Below are 24,635 nucleotides of genomic sequence, written 5' to 3'. Positions count from 1 at the left end.
GATTTTCATTAAATGAAAATTTCAGAAAAAGGTTTTTATTAAGAGAAACTAAATGTTTCTTAGAATTTATATCTTAAGCTTGTCATTACTTGACGAGGTGCAATTGGATTCACACTATAATTCTCGTGAACTGTATAGTTTAATTCGTTTGTAATATTTGATAATTTACATAAGATTGAGAATTTGTTCCATTCGTAACCTGCTGATACGTCAATTGTAGTATATCCTTTTAAAGGAATTTCTCTGTCGTTGATTGTAAGTATTTTGGCTGTAGAGTCATTTGGGTCAACAACTTCAACATATTGGCTATTCCAACCACCAATTCTATCTCCGATATAATTTCCGATTGCTCCAATAGAAACACCTTTTAACAAGCCAGTTTGTAATGTATAGAAAAAGCTTAAGTTAGCAGTATTTGCTGGAGTTCTTGCCAAACGGTCTCCTTCTACAAAACTTCCAGGTTTTCCAGATGTTTTGGTATAACGCATGTCATTATAGCTATAACCAGCGATGATGCTTAAACCGTCAACAGGTCTTGCTGTAATATCAATCTCTATACCTTTACTTTTTGTTTCTCCACTTAACACTTTTAGGTTAGCATTTGTGTTAGGTGTACCATCAAGATTTAGCTCAGCAGTCTGAACTAAATTATCATTTGTGATTTGGTAAACAGTAATGTTTGTACTTAATGCTCCGTTCCAAAAATCCTTTTTCACACCAACTTCATATTGATCAATAATTGAAGGATCTAGAGGTTCGTTATTATATGTAAATCCTATATTTGGAGTAAATGAGCTTGAGTAACTTGCAAATAAAGACATGTCTTTAGTAGGCTGATAAATTAATCCCACTTTTGGAGAGAATGCTTGATCAGTCAAAGGAGCAACTTCTGGTAAAGTTTCAAGTTGCTTAGTTTTTACATTAAGTTGTTGCGTTTCGGCTTTTGCTTCTTGCCAAGACCAACGTAATCCTGCTAAAACTTTGAACTGTTCTGTGATTGAAATTAAATCCTGGAAATAAATACCAAAACGATTTGTATCTGTTTTTACAATCTTTGTGATATCTGCATTTGGGATGTCAGTCCTCTCTTGGTCGTAATTGAAGTTAAAAATATTTATCTTATCATAGATTGCAGGATTAAAAGCATATGTAAATGCTTGTGTATATGAATTCTCTAAATCAACTCCTGTAAATAATTGATGTTTTACTCTTCCAGTATTAAAAGTTCCTTGTAAACTAAATTGCTCACCAATTATTTGTTCTAAAGCTTTATTTTGTCCTAATGGTCTGTTCCAGTCACCATAAACGTAATTAGGTATTTTAGGATCAATTGAGACACGTTCAGTTCCTTTAGATTTTCTGTCAAAATTCTGGAATGAAGTATTGAAATTGAATTTCCAATTGTCATTAAAATTATGATTTAATAATGCCGAAATAGTAGTTTGTTGTGTCGTTCCATTAGACCACAATGCGCCTAAATATTTATTACGAGGTACATCAGCAATATCTTTATCTATTGCACCTGTTCCAAAATCTGGAGTCCAATCATCATGCAAATAATCTCCTTGTAATGTAATGTCTGTTTTATTACTTATTTTAAATAAGAAAGAGGGATTGATGTAATAACGTTCTCTTTTTACTATATCTCTAAAGCTTTCTGAATTTTCGTAAGAACCAGTAAATCTATAGGCAACAACATCACTTAAAGGGCCATAAAAATCAACTGTTGGTTTGTAAAATGAGTAGCTTCCCATTTGCATAGATACTTCTCCACCACTTTTAAAAGAAGGTGCTTTGGTAACCATGTTTAAGATTCCCCCTGGATTAACATTTCCAAATAATAAAGCCGAGCCTCCTTTTAAGACTTCTACTTTTTCAAGAGAAGAAACTTCAGGCATAACTCCACTGTTTACGCGGAATCCGTTTTTAAACATATTATTTGTAGACATATCGTAACCTCTGGAGAAAAAAGATTCCTGAGCACCACCACGAGCTGATCCTACATAAACTCCATTTACATTTTTTATTACGTCGCTTAATCTAATAGCTTGTTGTTGTTCGATTACTACATTGTCTATTACTTGTACACTTTGTGGAAGATCCATAACTTTGATGCCTGAACGTACTGCAGTTACGGGTTTTCTTTGTTTATTGGCTGTAATTACAACTTCGTTAAGAATTTCTCCTTTTTTGTTTTTTACAGTATCAGTAATTGCTGTGGCAGTATCACGATTTTCGACTGTGTTTGCTCTCCCTTGTGCAAAACCTGTTAGACCGAATAATAAGCCTAGAGTAGGCAATAAAATATGTTTCATGTTTGTTTATTTGGAATAAAAAAAAATAACGCCGCAAAAGTAATGTCTATGATTGAATAATCAAAGCTTATTTAGATTAATTACGCATAGTTTTTAACAAATTTTTAAGGTTTGGTTTAGCGTATAAATAACAAAACCTTGTTTATACAAACAAGGTTTTACTTTTTTTATATAAAAAGATGCTATAAAAACTCCTTTTTAAGGAATTAAGTTATTTAACTTCAATTGAGTAAGTTGCCATTTTCCAGATTTCGTCATACTTTTTTCCATTGTGTTCTCCAGCACTTGTTTCTGTATGAGCAAATTCTACCATATATTGACCAGACCAAATAGGAGTGAATTCAAATTGTCCTTTTTCGTCAGTATATAATTCTTTTTCCCAACCGTTTGGAGCAATTACTTTAATTTTTTGTTTTTTGGCAGCAGCACCTTCATATAATGCAAATCCAGATATTTTTACATTTTTCTTAGCTACATCAGCACTTTCAGAAAACACACCGATTGTATTTTTGTTTGCTGTAGCATTATTACCTGCAGTTTTGTTCCCAACAACAACATTGGCGCTTGAGTTATAATCTAATTTCATTGTACCGTATACATCCTTTACAGTATGTTGCATTACTACTGTATAAACTCCATCTTCCTCTGGAGTAAAAAAGGCTTGGTATTTTTTCTCTAAAGCTGTTGGAGTTAATTTGATTTCTTTTTTAGATGGGCTTATCAATACTAAAGAGAAATCTTTTAAATCAGAAAACCATTTAGCAGCAGGAGTAATATCATTATCTGAGAATTCACCAAAGTATATTGAAATTTCTTGTGGTTTCCCTTTTGTTCCAGTTGCTTTAGTTTCGATCCAAAGAGCGTGAGCAAATAATTGTGGGCTTAGTATAAGGGTTAATAATACTAATAGCGTTTTTAAAGAGCTTAATTTCATGATGTAAAATATTTAAGTTAATTTTTGTTTTTAATTTTTATGGGGATTAAAATTTATAGGCAACAGTTAAACGTGCATTGGTTCCTGCTTCGGTTTGCCAATCATAGTAACCGTTATAGATTCCTCCTGAATATAGATATTTGTTTAAAATGTTGTTTACTATTACGTTAAAAGAGATTTTTCCTTTTTGGTAAGTAACACCACCATCTAAACGGAAATAATCTGGTAAGTTTTGTTGAGAACTATTAGATACAAACCAAGGAGATCTGTCTATTTGATATTGGTATCCTAATGAAAGTCCAAAACCATTTAATGCACCGTGATCCATTTTATAATTAATCCAAGTGTTTTGGATGTGTTTTGATGTACCTGGAACTTGTGTACCTACTAAAGCGGGATCAGAATCTTGAGTAACTTTTGCTTGGGTAAAGGCATAATTGATAACTACATCTACATTACGAATAATTTGCCCTCTAATATCAAGGTCAAATCCTTTTACTTTTTGTTGTCCGCTTTGTCTGCTATATTGTTTAGCACTAGTCGAATGTTCAGGATCTGCAGTTAGTACATTATTTTTAGTGATTTGGTAAGCCGAAATTACAGAATTCCATTTTCCATTTAGCCAATCTCTTTTTAATCCTAATTCTATATTTGTCCCTGTTTGAGGGTCAAAACTATTCCCTTGCCAGTCGGTTCCGTAGTTTTCGGTAAAAGCTTCGTCTCTTACAAAGTAAGCGGCAGTATTTTTATCGATAGAATAACTAATTCCTAAACGTGGAGTAAATTTACTATCTTTAAAAGAACCTGTATAAGCAGTTGAAGTTTTTAAAGTTGTATAACGCCCTGCAACTGTTACACGAAGTTTATCTTCAAACATTCCAAGTTCATCTTGTACATAAAAACCAGTGTATCCATTTTGGTATTGAACACCTCTTTCTCTAATATCTTTGCTTCTGTCGAATTTAGGCATTTTATCAGCAGGAACATTTCCATGTATCGGGTTGTAAATATCAAAAGGAACAATGTTTCCATCTGCATCATAACCATTAAGATCCGCAGATTGGCTCCAGTCATGATAATATAATTTATCGCTCATGTCTAGTCCACCTAATATTTTGTGGTTTATAGGACCAGTTTTTACTTCGCCATTTACAAACATTTGTCCCGTTTTGGTTATTCCTAAAACATCCCATATAGAAACTTTACGATGCAAAATACCACTTTTAACGCCTAGGCTAGGATCTGGATCGAATGCATTCCAAGCTGGCCACATCGACATTCCTTCTTGCTTGTAATTAAAATAAGCACCTTGAGCAGTGAATTTCCAATTTTGATCAAGTTTATGTTCTAAAATTGCCAAAATGCTTTTGTCATTCATGTTGGTTGGATCAAAATTAGGTTCTCCAGTTGTGAAACTCCTAGGCAATTCGGCAAACTGTTTATTAGAGAAAACATAGTTAGAACCAATTATATTTACTTGCGAGAATTGTTGAGTATATTCTAAAGTAATAGATGTTTTATCGTCAACAAGATATTTTAATACAGGCGCAATAGAGTAGCGGTTGTTGTAATCATAATCGCGGTGACTTTCTTTCATTTGTCCCATTACATTGATTCGATACAATAATTTCCCATCCTTAGATAATTTTCCATCAAGATCAAGAGTTCCTCTATACATATCAAAGCTTCCCAAAGTAAGATTCATTTCTCCTTTTGTACGTCCGCTTGGTTTTTTGGTAACCACATTATAAAATCCGCTTGGGTTTCCGTTAGCCATCATAAATCCAGCTGGTCCTTTTACAAATTCAATACGTTCTACCATACTCATATCTTCAGTAAGAGGTCCCCAATCGGTACTTACGTTCATACCATTTCTAAAAGCTGCAACCTGGCTACCTCTCATCATGATATTGGCATAAGTGTCCCAATGTTCTACCCTTGTTACACCACTCACATTACGAGTAACTCCTTCGAGCATATCATAAATTTGTTGGTCTTGAATTAATTTTCCAGTAATAACCTGAATGTTTTGCGGGATTTCTATAATTGCCGATTGTAAGCGAAGTGATGATGAAACTCTGTTAGTCTTAAAAGCACTTTTATTACTTAAAACCACAACTTGGTTTAGCTCCGTATTAGATAAAGTAAGTTGAACATTTGTAGTAATCGTTTCTCCAGCAGCAACAGTAACTTCTTGCTCAACATCATTATATCCTACCAAGGTTATAATTAATGTTTGTGTTCCTACAGGTACCTTTTTTATTTCGAAAACACCATCATTATCTGCGATAGTTGCTTTGTTTACCCCTTTAATAGAGATAGATACTCCTTCGGCAGGTTTGTTGTCGTTTGTAAGGACTTTTCCTTTGATGTTACCAGATTCCTGAGCAGAAACGGCTGTTATTGCAAAGAAAAATAAAACTACAATAAATAATATTTTAGTTATTTGTTGGTTTAGATATTTCATTATTTAAAATATAAAATTTAGTTTTAGGTTTAAATTGTGTTTGGTTTTTGAAATATGCAGCAAATGTAAAATTTAATATTTGTTTAACAATGCTTATTTAGACTAATTATTAATAATATTTTGAAATATTTATATGAAAATTTTAAGATTGAATTAAAAAAATAGGCGAATTATATTTTTATTTATGAGGTAGTTACTTCTTTTACTTTCAGTAAGCAATGGGATAACACTTAATAAAGCTTAATTTTGCAGCTTTTATAAATTGAAATTTGCAAGATGATTGTATCTTATTTTAAGAAATTACAGAATTCCCCAAAAGGATTTAGACTAGCCAATACCGTATTTTTCTTTGTATCAGGATTCGGATATTCATCTTGGGCGTCTCGTATCCCAAATATAAAAGCACAATTAGGTTTGAGCGAAGCAGAATTTGGAGCTGTTTTATTTGCATTTCCGATAGGCTTAATGTTTACAATGCCATTTACAGGAAAGTTATTAAATAAATACAGCAGTAGGTATTGTATGCTTCTTGGGGCAGTTTTATTTAATATTGTTTTGGCATTACCTGGGTTTAGCGCTTTTGTTTGGCAGTTGGTAATTATCCTATTGATATTTGGAGCTTCGCGGAACATCCTTAATTTGTCTATGAATGCACAAGCTTTAGAAGTTCAGAAACTGTATCCAAAATCGATTATGACACGATTTCATGCCGTTTGGAGTTTGGCAGGATTTGCAGGAGCAGGTTTAGGATATGTTATGGTGGCTCAAAATATTGCAGCATCATATCATTTACTAGGAATAAGTATTGCTATGATGGCGATTACAGCCTGTTTTTACCCAATGAGTATTCATACAGAACCAATTCCGGATAAAAAGAAATTCTTTTCGATGCCAGATAAAAACCTGATAAAGTTTGCTTTAATCTGTTTTGTTTCGATGGCATGCGAAAATACGATGTATGACTGGAGCGGAATATATTTCCAGAATGTATTACACGCTTCTTCAAAACTTACTACGGCAGCATTTGTGTTTTTTATGACAGCTGTTACTTTAGGTCGTTTTTTTGGAGATTATGCAGTACAAAAACTAGGTGTAAAACGCATCTTGTTTTACAGCGGAATTTTTATCACAATAGGATTTTTAATTTGCTTTTTATTCCCTTTTATTTACCCAACAATATTTGGATATCTCTTAATTGGGATTGGAGTTTCTTGTGTTGTTCCGTTGGTTTTTAGTATTGCCGGACAATCAAAAACCTTGAGTAATGGCTCAGCATTAACCTCTATTTCGACTATTGGATATCTTGGTTTTTTAATAGTGCCACCAATGGTTGGTTTTATATCCGAATTTCTAAACATGAAATGGGCCTTCTTGATTATGGCTTGTCTAGGCGGACTTATGATTTTTATGGTCAATAAGATCGGGGAGAACGAATAGTTTTTTAAAGATGCTAAGATTCTAAGTTGCTGAGGTTCTAAGTGAGAAAGGTTTTTTTGAAGTATCAGAGGTACAAAGAATCTAAGCTATTAAACTACAATATCTTTGAATGCTAACTAACGATTTCAGATTTCGTGTGAATAAATAAAAAAAACATCTTCTTTACATATGAAATCAAAAATCGTTAGTCAAAAATCTTAAATCATTTCTTTAGCGCTTTAACAAGTTCGATGATTCCGTATATAATTAAGTGTAGTATTAGAAATACTAAACCATAAAATAAGACGGATAAGGAACCTCCATATTTAAAATTATTTTCATCAGAAAAAATATAAAGCATGAAAAGGGTATAGACTGAAAAGACTATTAAATTCAGTTTGAAGCTTTTTATTTTGGTCAAGAAGTAACCTAAACTAAAATAAAGAAACACAACAATATAGCTTAAATACAAAAATGAGAATTCGGAGTCAGTTGGAAACATTCAAAATGTATTTATTAATGTTGAATTTCTGTTTTTAAAACCTTAAAAAACTACTTCTTAACCATTACAAACTTCTCCGAAGATAATTTTCCTTGCAGTTTCCCTGAAATTTCTGCGGTTAAAGTATTGTTTGCGTCTTTGGTATAGCTAATTTTTTGTGGATAATCGTGTTTTGGATTTTCAAAAACTAATCCTTTTTCGGTCGAAGTAGTTAACTCAAAAGCGACTGCTTGATCATTATTTTGACCTTTTACAGTAGCGTTATAAGTTAAGTCTTCGCCTTTTTGTTGTAGTTTAATCGATTCAAAATGAATGGTATCTTTTCCTTTTATAAAATAAGAACTCCCTTGAAAAGTACTATCGTTTACTTTGCTCCATGTTTCGGTTAAGGTTCCTTGAGGAGAAACGTTTTCCCATTTTCCGATAAGCCAATCAGCTGTTTTTATTTTGTCTTTTTCTGGAGCTTCAGCATTTTTACAAGAAACAACAGCCAATAAAAGTAGTATGAGAGTAATTTTTTGAGTCATTATGTATTTATGTTTGATGTTATTTGGAAGTACTAAAGTATGAAAAAAAAGTTAGCCACAAATTTCACTAATTTATTTTGAAACTTGTCACAGATTTAAAGGATTAAAAGGAATTATTGTTTCACGCAGATTTTGCAGATTAGGGCAAATTTAATTTTGATTTAAAATTATATAAATCTGCTAGTATCTGCTTAAATCTGTAGTATCTGCGTGAAAAAAATCGTGACGAAAAAATCTTTTTAATCCTTTAAATCTGGTGCAAAAAACTAAACGTTTTCTTGTAAAATAGCGTAAACTAACTCTTTTGTAGGTTTTTGATCTTTTAGTTTTTCTCTAACTACATCAAAAGTCACTTTAAAATCACAACCCAATTTATAATCGCCACAACCATAGGCCGTTTTTCCTTTCATAATTGTTCCTTTTTTACATTTAGGGCATATTAATGAGTCGGGTGTCGCTGCTGAAGCTGCTTTTGGTGTTGCTTTCTTAGGTTCTAGTTTTAGTTTGTAATTTTCTTCAAAACGAATTAAACCTTCTACTGTACCAGCATCGGTTTTAAAGCCTTTTATATTTACTGTTGATCCTTTTTGGACTAATCTTAAATATTGGTTCTCGGATATTTTCTTGTCAGCAAAAGTATAAGGCAATACAAAATCACAACCTGCTTTATAATTGCCACAACCGTAAGCAGATTTTCCTTTTATAAGTGTTGCTTTTTGACATTTCGGACAGGTTTCTGCCAAGATTCCTGCAGCTTTCTTTTTCTCGACTGTCGCTACTTGTTTTTGAATACTTTGTGCATGCGAAATATTGGCGTGTCTGGTTTCGCTTCGTACTTCATATACCAAGGCTTCTACCATGCGTTTCATATTGATAATAAAAGCACCAGCGGTAAAAGTTCCTTTTTCGATATCTTTCAACTGTTTCTCCCAAGAACCCGTAAGTTCTGCCGATTTTATTAATTCATTCTGAATCGTATCAATAAGCTGAATTCCTGTAGGTGTTGGTAAAACCTGTTTTTTGTTTCGAACAATATACTGACGTTTAAACAGCGTTTCGATAATATTAGCTCGGGTAGATGGACGTCCGATACCGTTTTCTTTCATCAATTCGCGTAAATCTTCATCATCAACCTGTTTTCCTGCGGTTTCCATGGCACGTAATAATGTTGCCTCTGTAAACTGATTGGGTGGTTTGGTTTCTTTTTCTAAAAACGAAGGTTCGTGCGGTCCTTTTTCTCCCACAACAAAACTGGGTAATAAATCGACTTCCTTTTCTTTTGCGTTAGGATCTTCAAAAACAACACGGAATCCTTTTTTTAAGATTTCTTTTCCTGTGGTTTTAAAGTGCACTTCGGCTGCTTTTCCTATTACTGTTGTATTGGCAACCAAACAATCATCATAAAATACGGCAATAAATCGCCTTGTAATAATATCATAGACTTGCTGCTGATTGTATTGCAAATTAGATTGTACGCCAGTTGGGATAATTGCGTGGTGATCCGTTACTTTTTTATCGTTGAAAACCTTAGGCGATTTTTTAATCTTTTTTTCTAAAAGTGGTTGGGTCAATGCAGCATAATTGGTTAAATTTTGCAGAATACCAGGTACTTTTGGATAGATATCATTTGGTAAAAATGTAGTATCAACTCTGGGATAGGTAACTACTTTTTGTTCGTACAAAGTTTGCACAATTTTAAGCGTTTCATCTGCCGAGAATCCAAATTTGGTATTGCAATATACTTGTAAACCTGTTAAATCGAATAGTTTAGGCGCAAATTCGTTTCCGTTCTTTTTTTCAACCGAAACAATTTCAAACTCACTTTTTTTGACTTTATTGGCTAAGAGTTCACCATCTTCTTTTTTTAAGAAACGTCCTTCTTCATAGCTAAAAAGTGTTTCTCTATACAAAGTTTGTAGTTCCCAATAGGGTTGGGGTTTAAAATTCTCAATTTCTTTCCAGCGATCTACAACCATTGCCAGTGTTGGCGTTTGTACCCGACCAATAGACAATACTTGTTTGTAACCACCATGCTTTACGGTGTACAAACGAGTGGCATTCATACCCAATAACCAGTCGCCAATAGCTCTGGAAAATCCGGCGTAAAATAAATTATCGTAGTTGGCAGATGGTTTTAAGTTTTCAAAACCTTCTTTTATGGCTTCGGTTGTTAAGGACGATATCCATAAGCGTTGTACTTCGCCTTTATAGTTGGCTTCATTCATCACCCAACGCTGAATGAGCTCTCCTTCTTGTCCAGCATCCCCGCAGTTTATAACTACTTCGGCTTTGTCAAATAAACTTTTTACAATCTTAAATTGTTTCTGGATTCCTGAATTTTCCACCACTTTGGTTTCAAATTTCTCGGGAAGCATAGGTAGGTTGTTCAAATCCCAGCTTTTCCAGTGTGGTTTGTAATCGTTAGGTTCTTTTAAGGTACATAAATGCCCAAAAGTGTACGTTACGGCATATCCGTTGCCTTCATAATACCCATCGTGTTTGGTATTGGCTCCTAAAACGGATGCGATTTCGCGTGCTACACTTGGTTTTTCAGCAATACATACCTTCATTTTTCTCCTTCTTATTTGAAGGCAAAATTAACGATTTTTTATAAGAAAGGAGCAAGGGTTCTTAGGAACAAAGACACAAAGGTTCTTTTTAAATATCGTAGAGGCGCAATTTTTTTGTTTCACTCAGATTGTTAAAAGATTAGAGCAGATTTACTCTGTGAAGACATGGATTAATTACGGATTTTTATCTAAACATCATTAAATCCGTTTTTATCCGCGTTTTCGTGAAAGCGAATCTGTTTAATCCGCGTTCCATTTTATGCGTAACAATTTGTAAATAGGCGTCGGACTTCGAAAAGCATTTATTGCACAAAAAAATATTAAGCATTTTTCTTTTCTGCCATAACGAGATAGTATCCCCATTTACCATTTTCATAGGCTTTCTTTTGGGCAATACCAGTCTTATAATGCACCTTTGAAAATTGACTTACTTTTTTGAATAAATTATATATTTTGGATGCTACCATACCAGCCAATGAAAGGGAATACAGTCTTTCGACAGATTTTTTGACATCTTTTGTTACGTCGTTTATTTGAGGAGTTTCAAAGTTATGATCCTGTGCTAGTTTGGTTAATTCTTCGAGAGATAATATATCCGAAATTGCCCAGCCATTAAGCATTATTTGCATATCAATTTCTTGGTCGATATCATATGAATACGGTTTAAATGTATCGGCAAACAAGATTTTCCCACCAGGTTTTAAGATTCGTTGCATTTCTTTAAAGAAAAGTTGTTTGTCAAAAGAAGAACCAAAACTTTCCATTGCCCATATTTTATCAAAAGATTGATCTGCAAAACCAGTTTCAAGATAGTTTAGCTGATAAAAAGACACTAATTGGTCAACAGAATTTTCTATTGCCAGTTTTTTTGCCGTAGCAACTTGTTTTGCGCTTAGTGTTACACCAGTAACTTGACAGCCTACTTTTTTTGAAAGATATATGGCTGATCCGCCAATGCCACAACCACAATCTAATACGGAATCTGATGGTTTGATTTCACCAAATTTCATGAGTAAAAAGTTGGTATTGATTATCGACTCATGAAGTGTTTTAGTCGATTTATCCCATATGCCGTAATGAAGTCCCATTGATTTTTCTAGTTCCCAATGCAATTTATAGTGAACTTCTGTTTGGTCGTAATAATTTTCGATGTCTTTACTGGTAAATGTTTTCATTATTTAGTGAGGTATTAATTACTGAATAAATTGAACTGAAGTTTACGCTAATAAGTGTGGTATTACTCTTTATAAAAAGAATGCATTATTCTATCAAATATAGAAATTAATAACGAAAATATTGATGGGAATGGATGGTTTTTATATCTTTATTTTGTATTAACGTATTTGTTTGTAGGTGTTTAGTTTTTGTATTGCTGGAAAGTAGATCGGTTTTTTTATTCAAACTTCTTGTAGTTTTTATTCCAATAGTTCTCTATATAATCCCATTTGTCGCTGTAATAACCAGGTTTTCTTTTTTCAGAGTATATTCTTTTTCTCGAATCTCCTTTTGTTTTATAAATGAATATGCCATTTTCTTTTTCTTCTTCACATCCAATTCCTTCAATTTCTCCAATCTTGATTACTTTAAAGTTTTCAATCTTAAATAATTCACTTCCCCAGTTTATATCAGCACATCCGCTTCGATGGTAAGAATACCAATATTTTGTGTTCTTGATTTTAGTTGGATTTGGATAATTAGAAAAGTCTTCGACAGCTTTAAAAATTTTATTGTTTTTGTCATAAAAAATCAACTCACTAATTCCGCCAACATTAGTAATCTGGTCAAGTCTTATGTCTAGAATGCCATTATTATCAAAATCTTCAAAGTTAAAGCCATTTGTAGCATAAGTATCATGCACATAAATGGTATCCTTTTTACTATTTAATATAGAAAGGTTCATTTGTTTATCGTCTCTAGGGTCATTTTGGATAACAATAAACTTTTGCAAATCAATTTTTAGCGTATCAATTAGTACCGGATATGTTTCATGCGTAGAATCTGGTTTTCTTTCAGCCACATTTTTTATCGGTTTACTATCTAATTTTTGAAAGGCCTTAGCGGCTTGCTTATTTTGATGGCAAGATGCTAATATGAATAAAATAAGGAAGCTATATATCTTTATCATTTCTAGATTATAATGGTTTGTTATGCTTTAATTTTTTCAAGCTGTTCAATGTCTAATACGTCACTCAATTTATTTAGGCTTGATTTAGAAAATCTTCTGAAAGCTAATTCAATAAAAAAATATCGAATCATAACTACTTGAAGAATAGCCACGACAATAAAAATGATTGTGAATTTTTCTTCACTAAATATAATTTGAGAAATTATACCTAAAAAAGGAAAGCATAAAAATATACTTAATATAATTCGGAAGGCTTTATTTATTTCTACATGTACTTGTCCGTTTTGGTTCTTAATTTCTCCTGTTAAAACACAAAAAGCGCCTTTTCCAATTTCTGATGAGATTATTCTAAATGTATTATTTTTAACGATTCCGCGAAATGATTTGTCGGTTATTTTTGAAGTCAAGCTTTCAGAAAATTCTGTTCTTCGTTGTAAACGATCAAGGGCATTAGTTTCTTCTCCAATTATTTTGAAAGTGTAATCGCTTGTTGGAAATAGTTTCATTTTTTATTTATAATTGAGTTTAGCATTGTAATGTTTTCGTGAAGGCGAAAAGTTTCAAAGTCTTTAGAAATTGTTTTATTCTGTCTTGACGTTTTGGTATGTTCTGCCGATAATATTGCAAAAAATATTCTGATGAAAATCGAAGACCTAGCCCTGATGGGAACGGCATCCTTTTTCTGGCTTCTTTAGCCAGGAAAAGATACAGTGGACGACAGGAAATAGCTCCTTAAGGTTTTAAAAGTGAGAACGTTTTAAGTTAACAATCGGTTTCTAAAATTACTCTTTTTTTCTTCTATCTGTTAGATATTTTCGAACCGGAATATCATACAAAACCATTGTAAGATAGGCGATACCCACCAGAAGAATTGTTCCTATGATTATAATAAAAGTCAGTTGGCTTGTATCTGGTTTGTATTTTGTGTAATAGCCTGCAAACATCCACATTACGGCATAATGCGTCATGTATAAAGGATATGATATTTTCCCGAAGAAGATGCATAGTTTTTTGAATACTGGTGCCAGCGTTGCTCCAGCTCCTAATACGATTAATAAAGGGAAATAGAGTAATACAACGATAGGTTCTGTAAGCCAATTCCAGCTTGAAAACGGTACTAAAAAGGCTAGAAGTAGTAATACGGATAAACCTATGAATCCTAGTTTTGATTTAATAATCCAATTAGAACGATAAATAAGCATTCCTGCCAAAAAGGAATACGAAATACGAGCACATCCATCCCAAAAGTTTTCTCCGCTCCATCCGCCCATTAACGAACCTCCCGCACGATGACTGACAAAACAGATTCCTGCTGCGGCAAAAATGGTTAGTAAAAACAGGGAACGACGGCTTAATTTATATAGGAAAAGAGCATATAGAATATTGGCTACATATTCCCAAAACAGAGACCAACCTGGTGCATTTAAACCAAATAGATTAAAATAACGATCTGCCATTACGGGGAAAGGAATAAGGAAAACGGAAGCCAGAAATATCAAAATCAGCTTGCTTGTTTCGTAGGTTCCAGATTGACTGCCAAAAGGATCGAATAGGAAAGCCAACAATCCTAACACTGAACCAAAAATAACCAAAGGATGTAACCTGATAAGTCTTAATGTGAAAAAATCGGTAATTTTCATTTTATCAATTCGGTCATGATACGCATAAGCAATAACAAACCCAGAGAGACAAAAGAAAAAATCGACGGCTAGAAATCCGTGAGCGATGAAGTTTTCGTTGGGAGGATAAACTATTTCCATAAAATGGAAAATTACTATTGCCACTGCGGCTATTCCTCTTAATCCATCAAGGATTTCAAAATGTTGTTTTGGTTTTAAAACGTTGGTTTCTGGTTTTGTCATGGTTAATAGTGTGGTATTTTAATAATGTGGTATGAACTCAATAATAAGAATTTACAATCTCTTTCCACAAAGATTGATTTTTTCTGTTTATAAAAAAAGCTACAGAAATTATTTTCTTGTAGCTTTTTTGTGGTGTGTTTTAACTTCGATTCCTTACATTTTCACGAAAGTGAAAATTGCAGCAGTTGTGACTTTAAAAAGCGGAGTATTATTTTACTGATTTATCAATTTCATTTAGGTCAAGTTTATATAACCAATATCGTTTTCCGAGTCGTTGGTCTATTTCTTTTAAAATTTTAAATCCTAAACTTTCATAAATATGCCTTGCTTTATCCATAATCTCCGAAGTATGAAGGGCAATAACTTTTTCATTGTTCTGTTGTGCAATGTTAATACATAAGGTTGTTAGTTTCTTTCCAATTCCTTGCCCTCCAAAGGTTGGGTCGACGGTTACGAAACGGATATAAGACCATTCTTTGTCATAAATATCAGTTGGGTTGCCTTTAGGAACTAAAAACGCCATTCCTACTATTTCGTTTTTGTCTGTCGTGCTTACTATGCAATGCGATTTATCAAGTAATTCGGTATAGGTACTATCATCCATCAAGGTATCAGATAAATTTCCCCAGTTTTCGGTTGTTAAGTTTTTCTCAAATTGTCCCCAAGATTTTACAGCCAATTTTTTTAAGCCTTTTAAATCAGTTTTAGTTCCTTTTCTATAAGTTATATCCATTTTTATTTAACTGATGTTATTTGAGCTTGTTTATAGTTTATAAACCATTTTAAATATGTTTTTGAAGCTTGATCCTCTACGAAGTCGGGAGACTTCGCAGAGCGGAGATTTAAATAAAATTCATAAATAAAAACCGCTACAAGAACACTCTTGCAGCGGTTTAATTAATTTGTAATATGCATAGTTTTTTATGGCAGAACAATTTATTTGAAACTTAATTTAAATTCAACTTTACTTATTTCTTCAGGTTTATTAGATGTAAATTTTATATTTTTTATTTTATCTAATTCTACATCTATTTTTACCGTAGAATTTACTTTTGCTTTTTTAATAACTGCAGTATTTTTAATTAGTGTTTTCATACTATTTTCTTTTAATAATAAATCCGTAAAAATCACCGTTTGAATCAAAAGGAACATCAAAAATATCTCCATTTTCATCTTCCATTGCACCAAAGATATGAAATGTTTCAGACAATTCTTTAAGATTTAGCGATATAGCTCTTCTGTATAATCGTGTTCTTGCTTTAGTACTACCTCTAATAAAAATATTTCTGTCTGGATATATTTCGGAAAATGTATAAGCAGATTTGGCAACAGTAGCTAGAACTACATTTCTATCTCCATTATCACTTACAGCTAAATCATCAATGATATATCTATTTTGGGCTGGGTCAAAAATTAAATCTCCAAAACCTAAATTGTATAATGTTTTATTTTTTGTCTTTGTATAAGCAATGCCTTTAGATATTTCGCCACTAGTTCCAATACTTTCAAATCTGAAGAGAGTTGAATCTGTGTTTGTAAGCAAATCATATTTTGGAATATTCATTATTAAAAATTAGTATCGCAAAAATACATTATTTTTTATAAATATTTACTTACAAAATAATTTGTTCGATTTTGAGATTTTTATACTTTAAAAACATCAAGTTTTTTGATCCAGAAAATTCCTGATTCTAGAAACGTAAGTTTTGTTTTAATTACCTGATCTGTTTTATCTCTAGGATTTTTGGTTATAAATCTAGCTTTAGAATTATTAAAATCTAACGTATATTTTTCATCAAAGTCTTCTTTTTTATCTGAAGAAAAAGTGATTACATTGTCTTTTGCATTCCATTTTCCTTTTCCGTATTTATCTACTTCTGGAGGATTTCCGCCTTTAATTTTTGAATAGGAATGAAACAAGAAAGTTCCGTCTTGATTTAAGGTTAGTTTATATTCGATTTCATGTTTTCCTTCTTCACTAAGTGTACGATTATAATCGCCAACGAACGGAGTCGATTGTGCGAATAATGTCAGGTTGAAAATTAAAAGTAAGGTGGTAATTAATAGTTTCATTGGTTTGGTTTTATTGGTGTTAAAAATGGATTGTTTATGTTATCGCATTATTTTGATTTGGTGTTAATACATAAAAAAAGCCTGTTTTTAAGAGGTTTCATATATCTGAAATCAAAAATCTTAAAGCATTTTAAAATTATTGCTTAGCTTAATGACTGCTCACGCCAAGAGTCATCATTATGTCCTTTATTTATTATCCGTTAGATATAAATTTGCAATATCTTCTATAAAACGTTGTGGATGTCCTCCTTGTAAATTGGTCAAAATAACTACTGAAACATCATCTTTCGGATAAATATATAAAGCGTTTCTAGCCCCGCCTAAAGCAGTAATTACAGGGTTTTTATCTCTTAAATTAGTATCAAAACCAATTGCGGTTCCGTTGGTAGAATCGACTGAACCTGGTTTTTTTCCATTGTTCAATAGAGTAGGAGTCCAAAGTGTTTTTAGCGTTTCGGCTTTAAGTAAAGTGTTGTTTTGTAAAGCAATAACCCATTTTGCCATTTCGGTTGCGGTAGAATATATACTTGCTGCTGGATATAAATTTGTTGGGATCACTTCGTAAACATTGGTTAAACTACCATTTCTAAAATAAGAATAAGGTCTGGCTGAGTGATTCACTATTTTATAATAATCTCCTAAACCAGCTTTGATGGTATTTTTCATACCCGCTATTTCAAATTGATTTTCTACAAGGAATTGCTCATACGATTTTCCGCTTATTTTTTCGATAATCATTCCAAGCAGCATGTAATTTGTTTGATTGTATCTTCGATCTTCTCCGGGCTGAAAAACCACAGGTAATTCTGTTATCTTTTTGAATAAAGTTTTACTGTCTTCAGACAACATATGTTCTGGCGATTCCCAAATATCAGGAACTCCAGATGTGTGGGTTGCTATTTGTTTTACGGTAATGTTTTTCCAGGAGTTTGGCAGACTGTCCAGATATTTAGAAATAGGATCTTCTAGTTTTAATTTACCCTTTTCTACCAATTGCATAATGGCAACACCCGTAAAAGCTTTCGCCATCGAATTAATGCTAAAAACAGTTTTATTGTCAACACGTATGGAATCCTGAATACTCGCTAAACCATAATGATTTTTTTTAACGATTTTATTGTTTTTGATTACTGCCAATTGTAAACCCACAATTTTATTTTTTTGCATTAGTTCTTTTATTGCAAGATCGACTTCGTCTGATTGAGAATGAATGGAATTGCTAAGGGCAAAAAATGATAGTAAAAACAGTTTTTTTTTCATGGTTTTGGTTGGTTTATTTGGTTAGTCTTTTATGGTTTTAAAACTGATTGTTTGCGGAGGGAAGAAACTATTTTAGAAGTTGAATGATTTCGTTATTCTTTGTTTCTTCTGCCGCTTTTAAAGCTGTCATTCCGTTATCATCTTTGATGTTTTTATCGGCACCTTTATTTAATAATAATTTTGTTAGCTCTATGTTTTGGTTTGCTGCTGCCCACATTAAACAAGACATTTTAAAACCATCAGTTTTATTAATATCAGCACCATTTTCTATCAAGAATTTTGAGATTTCATACTCATCATTCATTACAGCTTGCATTAATACAGGGATATAAAAGGATTCGTTTATTTTTCGGATATAATTAGCCTGCGATTTATCTTTTTCGACAATAGCTTTTACAGCATCTAAATTATGGTCAAAAATGGCTTTAAAAAGTTTTTCTCCTGATTCCTGAGAATACGTGCTTATTGAAAATCCTAATAAAAATAAAAGTAATAATTTCTTCATCGAAATGGTTTTGAGGTTTGTAAGTGTTGGTTAATGTTTGGTTTCTTGGTTATTATTTGTGAATCATTGTATGGAGTGAAAGACTTTATAAATCAAGGTTAAAATAGGATATCTGAGTGTATTACATCATTATTGTTCTTTTTTATTTGTTAAATTAAATACTAATGTGTCAGTTATAATACTTTTTGTCCAGCCAATATTTTCGTTTGGATTTCGTTCTGTCACAATTATTTCTAATTTATTTGGCAAATTTTCAAAATGCATCTCTTTTTTATTTTCATTAAGTCCAAATGATCTTTTACCAAATTTATCTTCTGTTAAAGGCATTAAATTAAAAATGAAATCTTTATTAGTTTTTTTGAATTCAAGAATCACATTATATCCTTCGATTTTTTCGCGTTTAGGAGATTTGCAATCATCAGTATTTATTAGCCAAGATTGTTCAATCCAAACATTTGTTATGATAATTTTTTCGTTGTAGTTTTTTAGTTTGATTGTATCTAATGTAGGCTTATAATTACCAATGTAAAATCCAGATTCTTTTGAAAATTTAATATTTTCGGATGTCTTAGGGCAATTTTTGCATTTAATTTCGCATTTACATAGAAAATCAGTGACGTAATTATAAGCAATTACAATTATTAACAATCCTAAAATGATTCCTATGATTTTTTTCATTGATTTTTTTCAAAAATGTGATTACTTACAAAGATTGATTTTTTCTCTTTATAAATGTTAAAAAGCTACAAAAATATTTTCTTGTAGCTTTTATTTTATCAGATTGAAAGAAGTCTGTATTATTTAGGTTGTAAATCTTTAATTAAATCGCTTGGATCTATTTTTAAAGATTGAGCAATTTTAAACAAAGTACTTATTTTCATTTCTTGAGAACCTTTGATGTACTTTCTTAAGTTTTCTACATCCAGTTCGGCATCATGAGCAACCTCTCTTTGTTTGAGTTGATTGTCTTCTATTATATTTTTTATTCTGATTCCTAATTGTATTACAACTTCAGGAACCTCACTTTTTCTTGTTCTTTTCATGAAGATGAAATTACAAGTAATAGATTGTTTTTGTTTGATTGTAAAAAATCGATTGTTTACAACCGAATATTTTGTAGTTTTGTTTTTCAATTAGTAAAACATAATCCAATTCAATAATGGAAATAGAACATAAAGAATCAGCCGCAGAATTGTTAGAATTAATGAATAAAGGAAAATATTTCACAAAACTAAAACCAGAGAACAGTATTGATAACTCGTTTAGTGTAACACTAAAAGTATCTTGTTATGATGAACTTAATCTTATGGTTTCGGATTTGCTTAAAGCAAGTATTTTGATACTTAAAACGGAGAATTTGTCAAATCTTACAACTAATGCTGATATTAATGTAATGACTTTGCTTGAAATTGCTTTGCAACTTCTGCCAGAGGAAGAAATGGAGTTATTGGATGATTTGCATAAGATTCATTTGAAGTCTAATGTAACCTTCTCTAAATGATTTTATAAAACTGAATAGTTTTGAATTGCATTAAGCAAAGCGATTAAAAGACTTTGTAGAGTGAGTAAATAGCTCTTTATAATAAAAATTGTTTTTTATTATATAAGTTGATTTTATTTTATTTCTTTGTGAGAATACTTATTAAATTAATTAACTATGATGAAAAAAACTTTACAATCAATTACCGCTTTATTTTTTATATTCTTTTTAAGTTGCTCTTCAGACAATGAGATGCCAAAAGAAGAACCAGCAACATTGCCTACTGCTGATTTTTTATTCAAGGCTGAAGTAACGGCACCTAAAACGATATTATTTGAGAATAAATCTACAAACGCAACTAATTATTTATGGGATTTTGGAGATAAAACTACTTCATTAGAAAAAAGCCCAAGTCATTCCTATACTGCTGCTGGTACGTATTTAGTAAAATTAACCGCAACAGGAGCGGGAGGTACGGCTACAACAACAAATACCGTAATTATTGCAGCGCAACCAGTTGCTACTAGTGTTAAAATAACAAAGGTAACGATAGTTAAAATGCCATTTATGGATGCAGATGCTAATAGCTACGATACTGCGTATATTAGATTTCATATTGTTGATAAAGAAACTTATATGGATCAAGTAAGTTCTGAAATTTTTAAAAATATTTCAAAAACACAATTGCCTTTTTCTTGGACTCTAACTGAACCAAAAGTAATTAAGGATCTTTCGTTAGAATATGAATTTTCAATCAGTAAAATTGAAGGATGGTCTGGTAATACAATTGGCGGGAGTATGTTTGCTATAATGAAAGATTATACTACTGGTGTAAATGCATACCCTAAAACAATTACTCTAAATTATGTCCCTAACAACCCAATCCCATTCCTAGAAAGTCAAAATGTTACATTAATATTAGACGTAACTTGGCAATAGAATAGCTTAACGGTTTTCTATTATAAACAAAAGGTTCTTAATTATATTAATTAAGAACCTTTGTTTTTTGAGATTATCCGCGCATCTGTGTACAAATGTAATGACTTTGCTAGGAATTGCTTTGCAGCTTTTGCCAGAGGAAGAAATGGAATTATTAGATGATTTGCATAAGATTTATTTGAAGGCTGATGCAGAATAAGCATTCTTGAAAGGCAAATCATTAAAATTTAGAATGCTGTACGAAGTCCGAAGACTTCGCACAGTTATTCCGATATTTAAAAAAGGAATACTTCGGAGAGCTGAGGCTATTTAGAAGGTTTTGGTGCTGAGGGTCTAGAAGGGGAACTTGGAGGGTTGTTTCCTCTTCCTGGTCCTGATGGGTTTCCTGTTGTACTTGGTCCGTTGGGTGGTCTTTGATTGCTCATAGTTATAAAATTTTAAAGGTTAAATATTCAGTATTGTTATTTTATAATGTATCTCACTGTTGTGAGTTCGGATTGGAAATCCGCGCTATCGAACGTGAAGATATATACGTTCCATCTGGGACGAAGTCGCGAGACTTCGTACAGCTATTGTGAATTTTTAATAAGGAACACTTCGCAGAGAGGGCGTCCCGCTCGTGACTACTTTTGAGTATTTTTATTGAATTCTTTAGCTAATTTAGGTAGATCTAATGAGCTGTATTTTAAGTTGTTTTTTACAGGGTAAGATGAGTAAACTAAATTAATGAAATCAGACCAAGTTAGTTTATATGTATAGTCTATAAATTTATCAGTAATGTTCTTAATAATAATTTCAAAATCTACCTCTGATTTATCTATTAATGTGAATTTATCTGTAACTCCTTCGTAGCTATTTCGATAGCTTTCCACTTTAAAAATTCCTTTTTCTTCTTTCATTAAATTAATTATATCATTAACATAGGGACCGTAATGATTATATATCCAATTTATGTTGGTGTACTGAGAACCAGTTTCAATTGTATATCTCCAATCTATTAGGTAGATTAGTTTTACTAATCTTGGTTTTGATAATTCTAAAGGATTAGGATAGTGTAATAGAATATATCTAATTAAGGTTTCTAGATTTTTCATATACCTAATAAGTTTTCAGTGATTAAGATACCATTATTTTTCTCAATAAACATGACTAAAGGTTGCTTTACGCCATTTAATTTATCTATTATAAATTCTTTAGCAAATGAGTTTTCATTTAAGCTTTCAAAAACTAATACTGCTCTAGGGTTACCATCATAACCGTTAATTCTATAAATAAAAAAAGTTCTTGATCTCATTTTCATGTTTTCTATTACATCTCTTGGAATAGGATGTATTGAATTCACTCTATTGTAATAATTATTCAAACCATTTCTTCCAGTAGTGATTTCAGGTAAATCATTAATGAAATATTCACCTTCTCTCCATCCTTTTCCTATAAAGCCTTCATTAAGGGGATATTCTGATCTCCCTATTTCCATTAAAATGGGGTCAACAGATGTTCTGCCTATTAATTTAAATCTATTTTGATAAACTTTGTATACGCTTATTCGTTCTTTGTGAGTAAAACCTAAATTTTTAACTAGTAATTTTAAATACGAATTAAATAATTCATTTGTTTCATTGACTACTTCATTTAATTTACTCTCTAGATCATTAATCTTTATACTTTTTTCATTATTATCTTTTTCAAGTTTAGAAATTTCTTTTCCACTTAACACAGAGATTATTCCAAATATGAAAGCGAAAATCATAGTTAAGTAATAAATAATTCTGCCATATTGAAAATCGTTTATTCCAAAAAAGTTGGCTTTCCATTCATTTATATTCGATATGTCAACTGCTGTTAAAATTATAAGGCATAAACCTGATACGATAAGTGATTTGTCAAATAAAATATCAATTGAATTCTTAAGAAAGTTTCTCATTTATGTGTTTTACTGTTAAAAATGTTTCTACAATCTCATTTGTTTATTTAGATTGATGTTATTTCGTAAAGGATTTGTTGTTCTCTCAAATATATAAAACTATTGCAGTAGGTATAGATTTAAAAAAACTATATATCTATTAAAAGGTTTTATAAGAAATCGCAAATGATATTTTTAATGTTCATCTTCGTTTCTCTATCAGTAATAACTTGATAGTGTGGATTAGAAATCAAAAATAGTATCCGTACAATCAGGTTTGTTTTAATTTCTAATCCAATTTAGTAATTCGATGTCTAATTTTTTTAAAGCAATGAATTCATCTATATCATCTGAGTACCATCTATAAAGTATTTTTATTTCAAGTTCATATATTTTTATTAATATATTCCTTAACGCTATTTTTTTTTGCTCAAGAAAATCAATATCTGAATTTGCTTTAATTTGTAAAAAGTAAGTATACAAATTAGAAATGTTTAGAAGGTATTTTTCAATCAAGTTTGATTTTTCACTCATAAAGAAATCTCTACTTGGATTTAGAAAATCGAAATAACCAGCATTACGTTCGGCAATGCTTTTCAGCATCAGCTTATGTTCAGACGTGAGTTCTTTGTGAGTTTGTAAATGTTCAAGTTCTAAGGTAGTCAAATTTTTAGTAATAATCTTTTTTTTGTCTAAATGCTCTAGATCAAATTCAACTATGCTTTTTTTAACACTTTCAATTTTAGAATAGTTTTCTTTTGATATTTTAACGTTATTAAATTTGTTATCTAGATATTCTGGACAAGTTTTATAAATGAAATCTTCAAGCCTTTTTTCTTCATCTCGTAGCTCCATGGCTTTTTCATATTTTTGGTTTTTAACCAATTCATGTTTTTCTTTATTAATTGGTTGAATCTGTCTAATAATTTGTATATGTTCTTTTCCAATTGGAATATACAAATGTGCTAATCTTGATTTTAAATAGTCATTTATATTATCAGGTTGAGCGATTTCGACTCCTTTTAATTTAAATATAAAAGCTCCCCCTTGATGACCTACACCATGTAGAGCGCCAAACATGGGGGTTTGAATGCGATTTTCATTGAAGGTTAAAATTAAATTATTAGCAAGAATATTAAAAGGCATTTCTTCTAAATTATTTTCCAATAATTCTTTAATCAGGTTTTCAGCAAAAGGACTCTTTTTCCCCCGTGCTCCATCACTAACTTTTTCAATTCCTCCTGAAGTCAGAGCTAGTCTTGATTTTTTACTTTCATAAGCTTGAATACCACCCCCTCGTTTTGGAACTTCAAAAATTGCTCCAGAGAAGCATGAGTCCGAAATAATTGATACATGAAATGCTTTTGAAGCATTAATGAAAGTAAGTATGTCATTGATATTTATCCACGTAGAAGGGTCTTTTGGGTCTGAATCAGAGGGTAGCCAATAAGCAGTTTCAAGGATTTGATTATACTCTCCATGACCAGCAAAAAATAAAAGAATATTTTCATCTTCTGAGGCATTGACAAAAGAATAATTAAGTTTTGAGAAAAGTGTTTTTCTCGTGGTATCTTTTTTTTCGAAGATAAATTCAATATCTTCAAATACATATTTATCAGTTAAAATAGAAATTATTTCAGCAATGTCACTTTTAGTATTCTGAATTTTGTTTAACTCCACGTCATCATATTCACTGATTGCGATAGCGATAATTTTGTTTATTTCCATTATGATTAATTTTTGAAACTTGCTATATA

General features: G+C 31.6%; 23 protein-coding genes. 3 read left to right on the top strand and 20 right to left on the bottom strand.

Annotation, left to right across the window (positions count from 1 at the left end; all coding sequences use genetic code 11):
- Nucleotides 1-59: 59 nt before the first annotated feature.
- From OA93_RS00530 to OA93_RS00520, 3 genes are all read right to left on the bottom strand, one after another.
- A complete protein-coding gene (locus OA93_RS00530; RefSeq protein ID WP_039111133.1) occupies nt 60-2,315 on the bottom strand; it encodes a TonB-dependent siderophore receptor in 2,256 nt (751 codons plus the stop codon).
- Nucleotides 2,316-2,526: 211 nt separating this feature from the next.
- A complete protein-coding gene (locus tag OA93_RS00525) occupies nt 2,527-3,249 on the bottom strand; it encodes a DUF4198 domain-containing protein (RefSeq protein WP_039111132.1) in 723 nt (240 codons plus the stop codon).
- A 46-nt stretch (nt 3,250-3,295) separates the two neighbouring features.
- Entirely contained in the window at nt 3,296-5,716 is a 2,421-nt protein-coding gene (locus OA93_RS00520; protein WP_039111131.1) for a TonB-dependent receptor, read from the bottom strand.
- 276 nt (nt 5,717-5,992) lie between these two features.
- Between OA93_RS00520 and OA93_RS00515 the strand changes: the two genes are divergently transcribed.
- Nucleotides 5,993-7,153 (top strand): MFS transporter, encoded by a 1,161-nt coding sequence (locus OA93_RS00515; RefSeq protein WP_039111130.1) that lies wholly within the window; start codon nt 5,993-5,995, stop codon nt 7,151-7,153.
- Between the two features lie 531 nt (nt 7,154-7,684).
- Here the strand turns inward: OA93_RS00515 and OA93_RS00510 are convergent.
- The 14 genes from OA93_RS00510 to OA93_RS00445 form a co-directional block, all read right to left on the bottom strand.
- Complete coding sequence (locus tag OA93_RS00510; protein ID WP_039111129.1) at nt 7,685-8,161, bottom strand: DUF6265 family protein; 477 nt, start codon at nt 8,159-8,161, stop codon at nt 7,685-7,687.
- A 266-nt stretch (nt 8,162-8,427) separates the two neighbouring features.
- On the bottom strand, nt 8,428-10,731 hold the full coding sequence (locus OA93_RS00505) for a type IA DNA topoisomerase (RefSeq protein ID WP_039111128.1): 2,304 nt from the start codon (nt 10,729-10,731) through the stop codon (nt 8,428-8,430).
- A 320-nt stretch (nt 10,732-11,051) separates the two neighbouring features.
- The gene (locus tag OA93_RS23985) at nt 11,052-11,906 is read right to left on the bottom strand and encodes a methyltransferase domain-containing protein (protein WP_052259326.1); all 855 of its coding nucleotides are present in this window, start codon (nt 11,904-11,906) and stop codon (nt 11,052-11,054) included.
- A gap of 218 nt (nt 11,907-12,124) precedes the next feature.
- Nucleotides 12,125-12,856, bottom strand: coding sequence for a hypothetical protein (locus OA93_RS00495; RefSeq protein ID WP_039111127.1), 732 nt, complete (start codon nt 12,854-12,856; stop codon nt 12,125-12,127).
- 20 nt (nt 12,857-12,876) lie between these two features.
- The gene (locus OA93_RS00490; protein WP_039111126.1) at nt 12,877-13,362 is read right to left on the bottom strand and encodes a hypothetical protein; all 486 of its coding nucleotides are present in this window, start codon (nt 13,360-13,362) and stop codon (nt 12,877-12,879) included.
- 276 nt (nt 13,363-13,638) lie between these two features.
- Complete coding sequence (locus OA93_RS00485) at nt 13,639-14,718, bottom strand: acyltransferase (protein WP_039111125.1); 1,080 nt, start codon at nt 14,716-14,718, stop codon at nt 13,639-13,641.
- A 208-nt stretch (nt 14,719-14,926) separates the two neighbouring features.
- Entirely contained in the window at nt 14,927-15,451 is a 525-nt protein-coding gene (locus tag OA93_RS00475) for a GNAT family N-acetyltransferase (protein ID WP_039111123.1), read from the bottom strand.
- A 203-nt stretch (nt 15,452-15,654) separates the two neighbouring features.
- Nucleotides 15,655-15,813, bottom strand: a complete 159-nt coding sequence (locus OA93_RS24970) for a hypothetical protein (RefSeq protein ID WP_165572080.1) — start codon at nt 15,811-15,813, stop codon at nt 15,655-15,657.
- A gap of 1 nt (nt 15,814) precedes the next feature.
- The gene (locus tag OA93_RS00470) at nt 15,815-16,282 is read right to left on the bottom strand and encodes a hypothetical protein (protein ID WP_039111122.1); all 468 of its coding nucleotides are present in this window, start codon (nt 16,280-16,282) and stop codon (nt 15,815-15,817) included.
- Between the two features lie 80 nt (nt 16,283-16,362).
- Nucleotides 16,363-16,791, bottom strand: a complete 429-nt coding sequence (locus tag OA93_RS00465) for a copper resistance protein NlpE N-terminal domain-containing protein (RefSeq protein WP_039111121.1) — start codon at nt 16,789-16,791, stop codon at nt 16,363-16,365.
- Nucleotides 16,792-16,977: 186 nt separating this feature from the next.
- Nucleotides 16,978-18,051, bottom strand: a complete 1,074-nt coding sequence (locus OA93_RS00460; protein ID WP_052259325.1) for a serine hydrolase domain-containing protein — start codon at nt 18,049-18,051, stop codon at nt 16,978-16,980.
- A 67-nt stretch (nt 18,052-18,118) separates the two neighbouring features.
- Entirely contained in the window at nt 18,119-18,556 is a 438-nt protein-coding gene (locus tag OA93_RS23980; RefSeq protein ID WP_052259324.1) for an ankyrin repeat domain-containing protein, read from the bottom strand.
- Nucleotides 18,557-18,685: 129 nt separating this feature from the next.
- Nucleotides 18,686-19,234, bottom strand: coding sequence for a hypothetical protein (locus OA93_RS00450; RefSeq protein WP_039111120.1), 549 nt, complete (start codon nt 19,232-19,234; stop codon nt 18,686-18,688).
- Between the two features lie 119 nt (nt 19,235-19,353).
- The gene (locus tag OA93_RS00445; protein WP_131474437.1) at nt 19,354-19,599 is read right to left on the bottom strand and encodes a helix-turn-helix transcriptional regulator; all 246 of its coding nucleotides are present in this window, start codon (nt 19,597-19,599) and stop codon (nt 19,354-19,356) included.
- Between the two features lie 116 nt (nt 19,600-19,715).
- Here OA93_RS00445 and OA93_RS00440 point away from each other — a divergent pair, with 116 nt between their 5' ends.
- Complete coding sequence (locus OA93_RS00440) at nt 19,716-20,057, top strand: hypothetical protein (protein WP_039111118.1); 342 nt, start codon at nt 19,716-19,718, stop codon at nt 20,055-20,057.
- A 156-nt stretch (nt 20,058-20,213) separates the two neighbouring features.
- A complete protein-coding gene (locus tag OA93_RS25495) occupies nt 20,214-20,975 on the top strand; it encodes a PKD domain-containing protein (RefSeq protein ID WP_082001742.1) in 762 nt (253 codons plus the stop codon).
- Nucleotides 20,976-21,598: 623 nt separating this feature from the next.
- Here the strand turns inward: OA93_RS25495 and OA93_RS00430 are convergent.
- From OA93_RS00430 to OA93_RS00420, 3 genes are all read right to left on the bottom strand, one after another.
- Nucleotides 21,599-22,069, bottom strand: a complete 471-nt coding sequence (locus OA93_RS00430) for a Panacea domain-containing protein (RefSeq protein ID WP_039111116.1) — start codon at nt 22,067-22,069, stop codon at nt 21,599-21,601.
- Complete coding sequence (locus OA93_RS00425; protein WP_039111115.1) at nt 22,066-22,899, bottom strand: hypothetical protein; 834 nt, start codon at nt 22,897-22,899, stop codon at nt 22,066-22,068. The genes OA93_RS00430 and OA93_RS00425 overlap by 4 nt, the downstream gene beginning before the upstream one ends.
- 261 nt (nt 22,900-23,160) lie before the next feature.
- Nucleotides 23,161-24,606 carry a UvrB/UvrC motif-containing protein gene (locus tag OA93_RS00420; protein ID WP_039111114.1) on the bottom strand — a complete coding sequence of 482 codons (1,446 nt, stop codon included), beginning with the start codon at nt 24,604-24,606 and terminating at the stop codon, nt 23,161-23,163.
- Between the last annotated feature and the right edge of the window lie 29 nt (nt 24,607-24,635).

It is taken from the genome of Flavobacterium sp. KMS, assembly GCF_000813005.1.
GTDB lineage: Bacteria > Bacteroidota > Bacteroidia > Flavobacteriales > Flavobacteriaceae > Flavobacterium.
The sequence above is the reverse complement of the archived record's forward strand: the minus strand, read 5'-3'. Positions and strand labels throughout refer to the sequence as shown.

Coding starts and splice junctions, on each gene's coding strand:
- OA93_RS00530 (WP_039111133.1), bottom strand. CDS start 2,315: ATGAAACATATTTTATTGCCTACTCTAGGCTTATTATTCGGTCTAACA.
- OA93_RS00525 (WP_039111132.1), bottom strand. CDS start 3,249: ATGAAATTAAGCTCTTTAAAAACGCTATTAGTATTATTAACCCTTATA.
- OA93_RS00520 (WP_039111131.1), bottom strand. CDS start 5,716: ATGAAATATCTAAACCAACAAATAACTAAAATATTATTTATTGTAGTT.
- OA93_RS00515 (WP_039111130.1), top strand. CDS start 5,993: ATGATTGTATCTTATTTTAAGAAATTACAGAATTCCCCAAAAGGATTT.
- OA93_RS00510 (WP_039111129.1), bottom strand. CDS start 8,161: ATGACTCAAAAAATTACTCTCATACTACTTTTATTGGCTGTTGTTTCT.
- OA93_RS00505 (WP_039111128.1), bottom strand. CDS start 10,731: ATGAAGGTATGTATTGCTGAAAAACCAAGTGTAGCACGCGAAATCGCA.
- OA93_RS23985 (WP_052259326.1), bottom strand. CDS start 11,906: ATGAAAACATTTACCAGTAAAGACATCGAAAATTATTACGACCAAACA.
- OA93_RS00495 (WP_039111127.1), bottom strand. CDS start 12,856: ATGATAAAGATATATAGCTTCCTTATTTTATTCATATTAGCATCTTGC.
- OA93_RS00490 (WP_039111126.1), bottom strand. CDS start 13,362: ATGAAACTATTTCCAACAAGCGATTACACTTTCAAAATAATTGGAGAA.
- OA93_RS00485 (WP_039111125.1), bottom strand. CDS start 14,718: ATGACAAAACCAGAAACCAACGTTTTAAAACCAAAACAACATTTTGAA.
- OA93_RS00475 (WP_039111123.1), bottom strand. CDS start 15,451: ATGGATATAACTTATAGAAAAGGAACTAAAACTGATTTAAAAGGCTTA.
- OA93_RS24970 (WP_165572080.1), bottom strand. CDS start 15,813: ATGAAAACACTAATTAAAAATACTGCAGTTATTAAAAAAGCAAAAGTA.
- OA93_RS00470 (WP_039111122.1), bottom strand. CDS start 16,282: ATGAATATTCCAAAATATGATTTGCTTACAAACACAGATTCAACTCTC.
- OA93_RS00465 (WP_039111121.1), bottom strand. CDS start 16,791: ATGAAACTATTAATTACCACCTTACTTTTAATTTTCAACCTGACATTA.
- OA93_RS00460 (WP_052259325.1), bottom strand. CDS start 18,051: ATGAAAAAAAAACTGTTTTTACTATCATTTTTTGCCCTTAGCAATTCC.
- OA93_RS23980 (WP_052259324.1), bottom strand. CDS start 18,556: ATGAAGAAATTATTACTTTTATTTTTATTAGGATTTTCAATAAGCACG.
- OA93_RS00450 (WP_039111120.1), bottom strand. CDS start 19,234: ATGAAAAAAATCATAGGAATCATTTTAGGATTGTTAATAATTGTAATT.
- OA93_RS00445 (WP_131474437.1), bottom strand. CDS start 19,599: ATGAAAAGAACAAGAAAAAGTGAGGTTCCTGAAGTTGTAATACAATTA.
- OA93_RS00440 (WP_039111118.1), top strand. CDS start 19,716: ATGGAAATAGAACATAAAGAATCAGCCGCAGAATTGTTAGAATTAATG.
- OA93_RS25495 (WP_082001742.1), top strand. CDS start 20,214: ATGATGAAAAAAACTTTACAATCAATTACCGCTTTATTTTTTATATTC.
- OA93_RS00430 (WP_039111116.1), bottom strand. CDS start 22,069: ATGAAAAATCTAGAAACCTTAATTAGATATATTCTATTACACTATCCT.
- OA93_RS00425 (WP_039111115.1), bottom strand. CDS start 22,899: ATGAGAAACTTTCTTAAGAATTCAATTGATATTTTATTTGACAAATCA.
- OA93_RS00420 (WP_039111114.1), bottom strand. CDS start 24,606: ATGGAAATAAACAAAATTATCGCTATCGCAATCAGTGAATATGATGAC.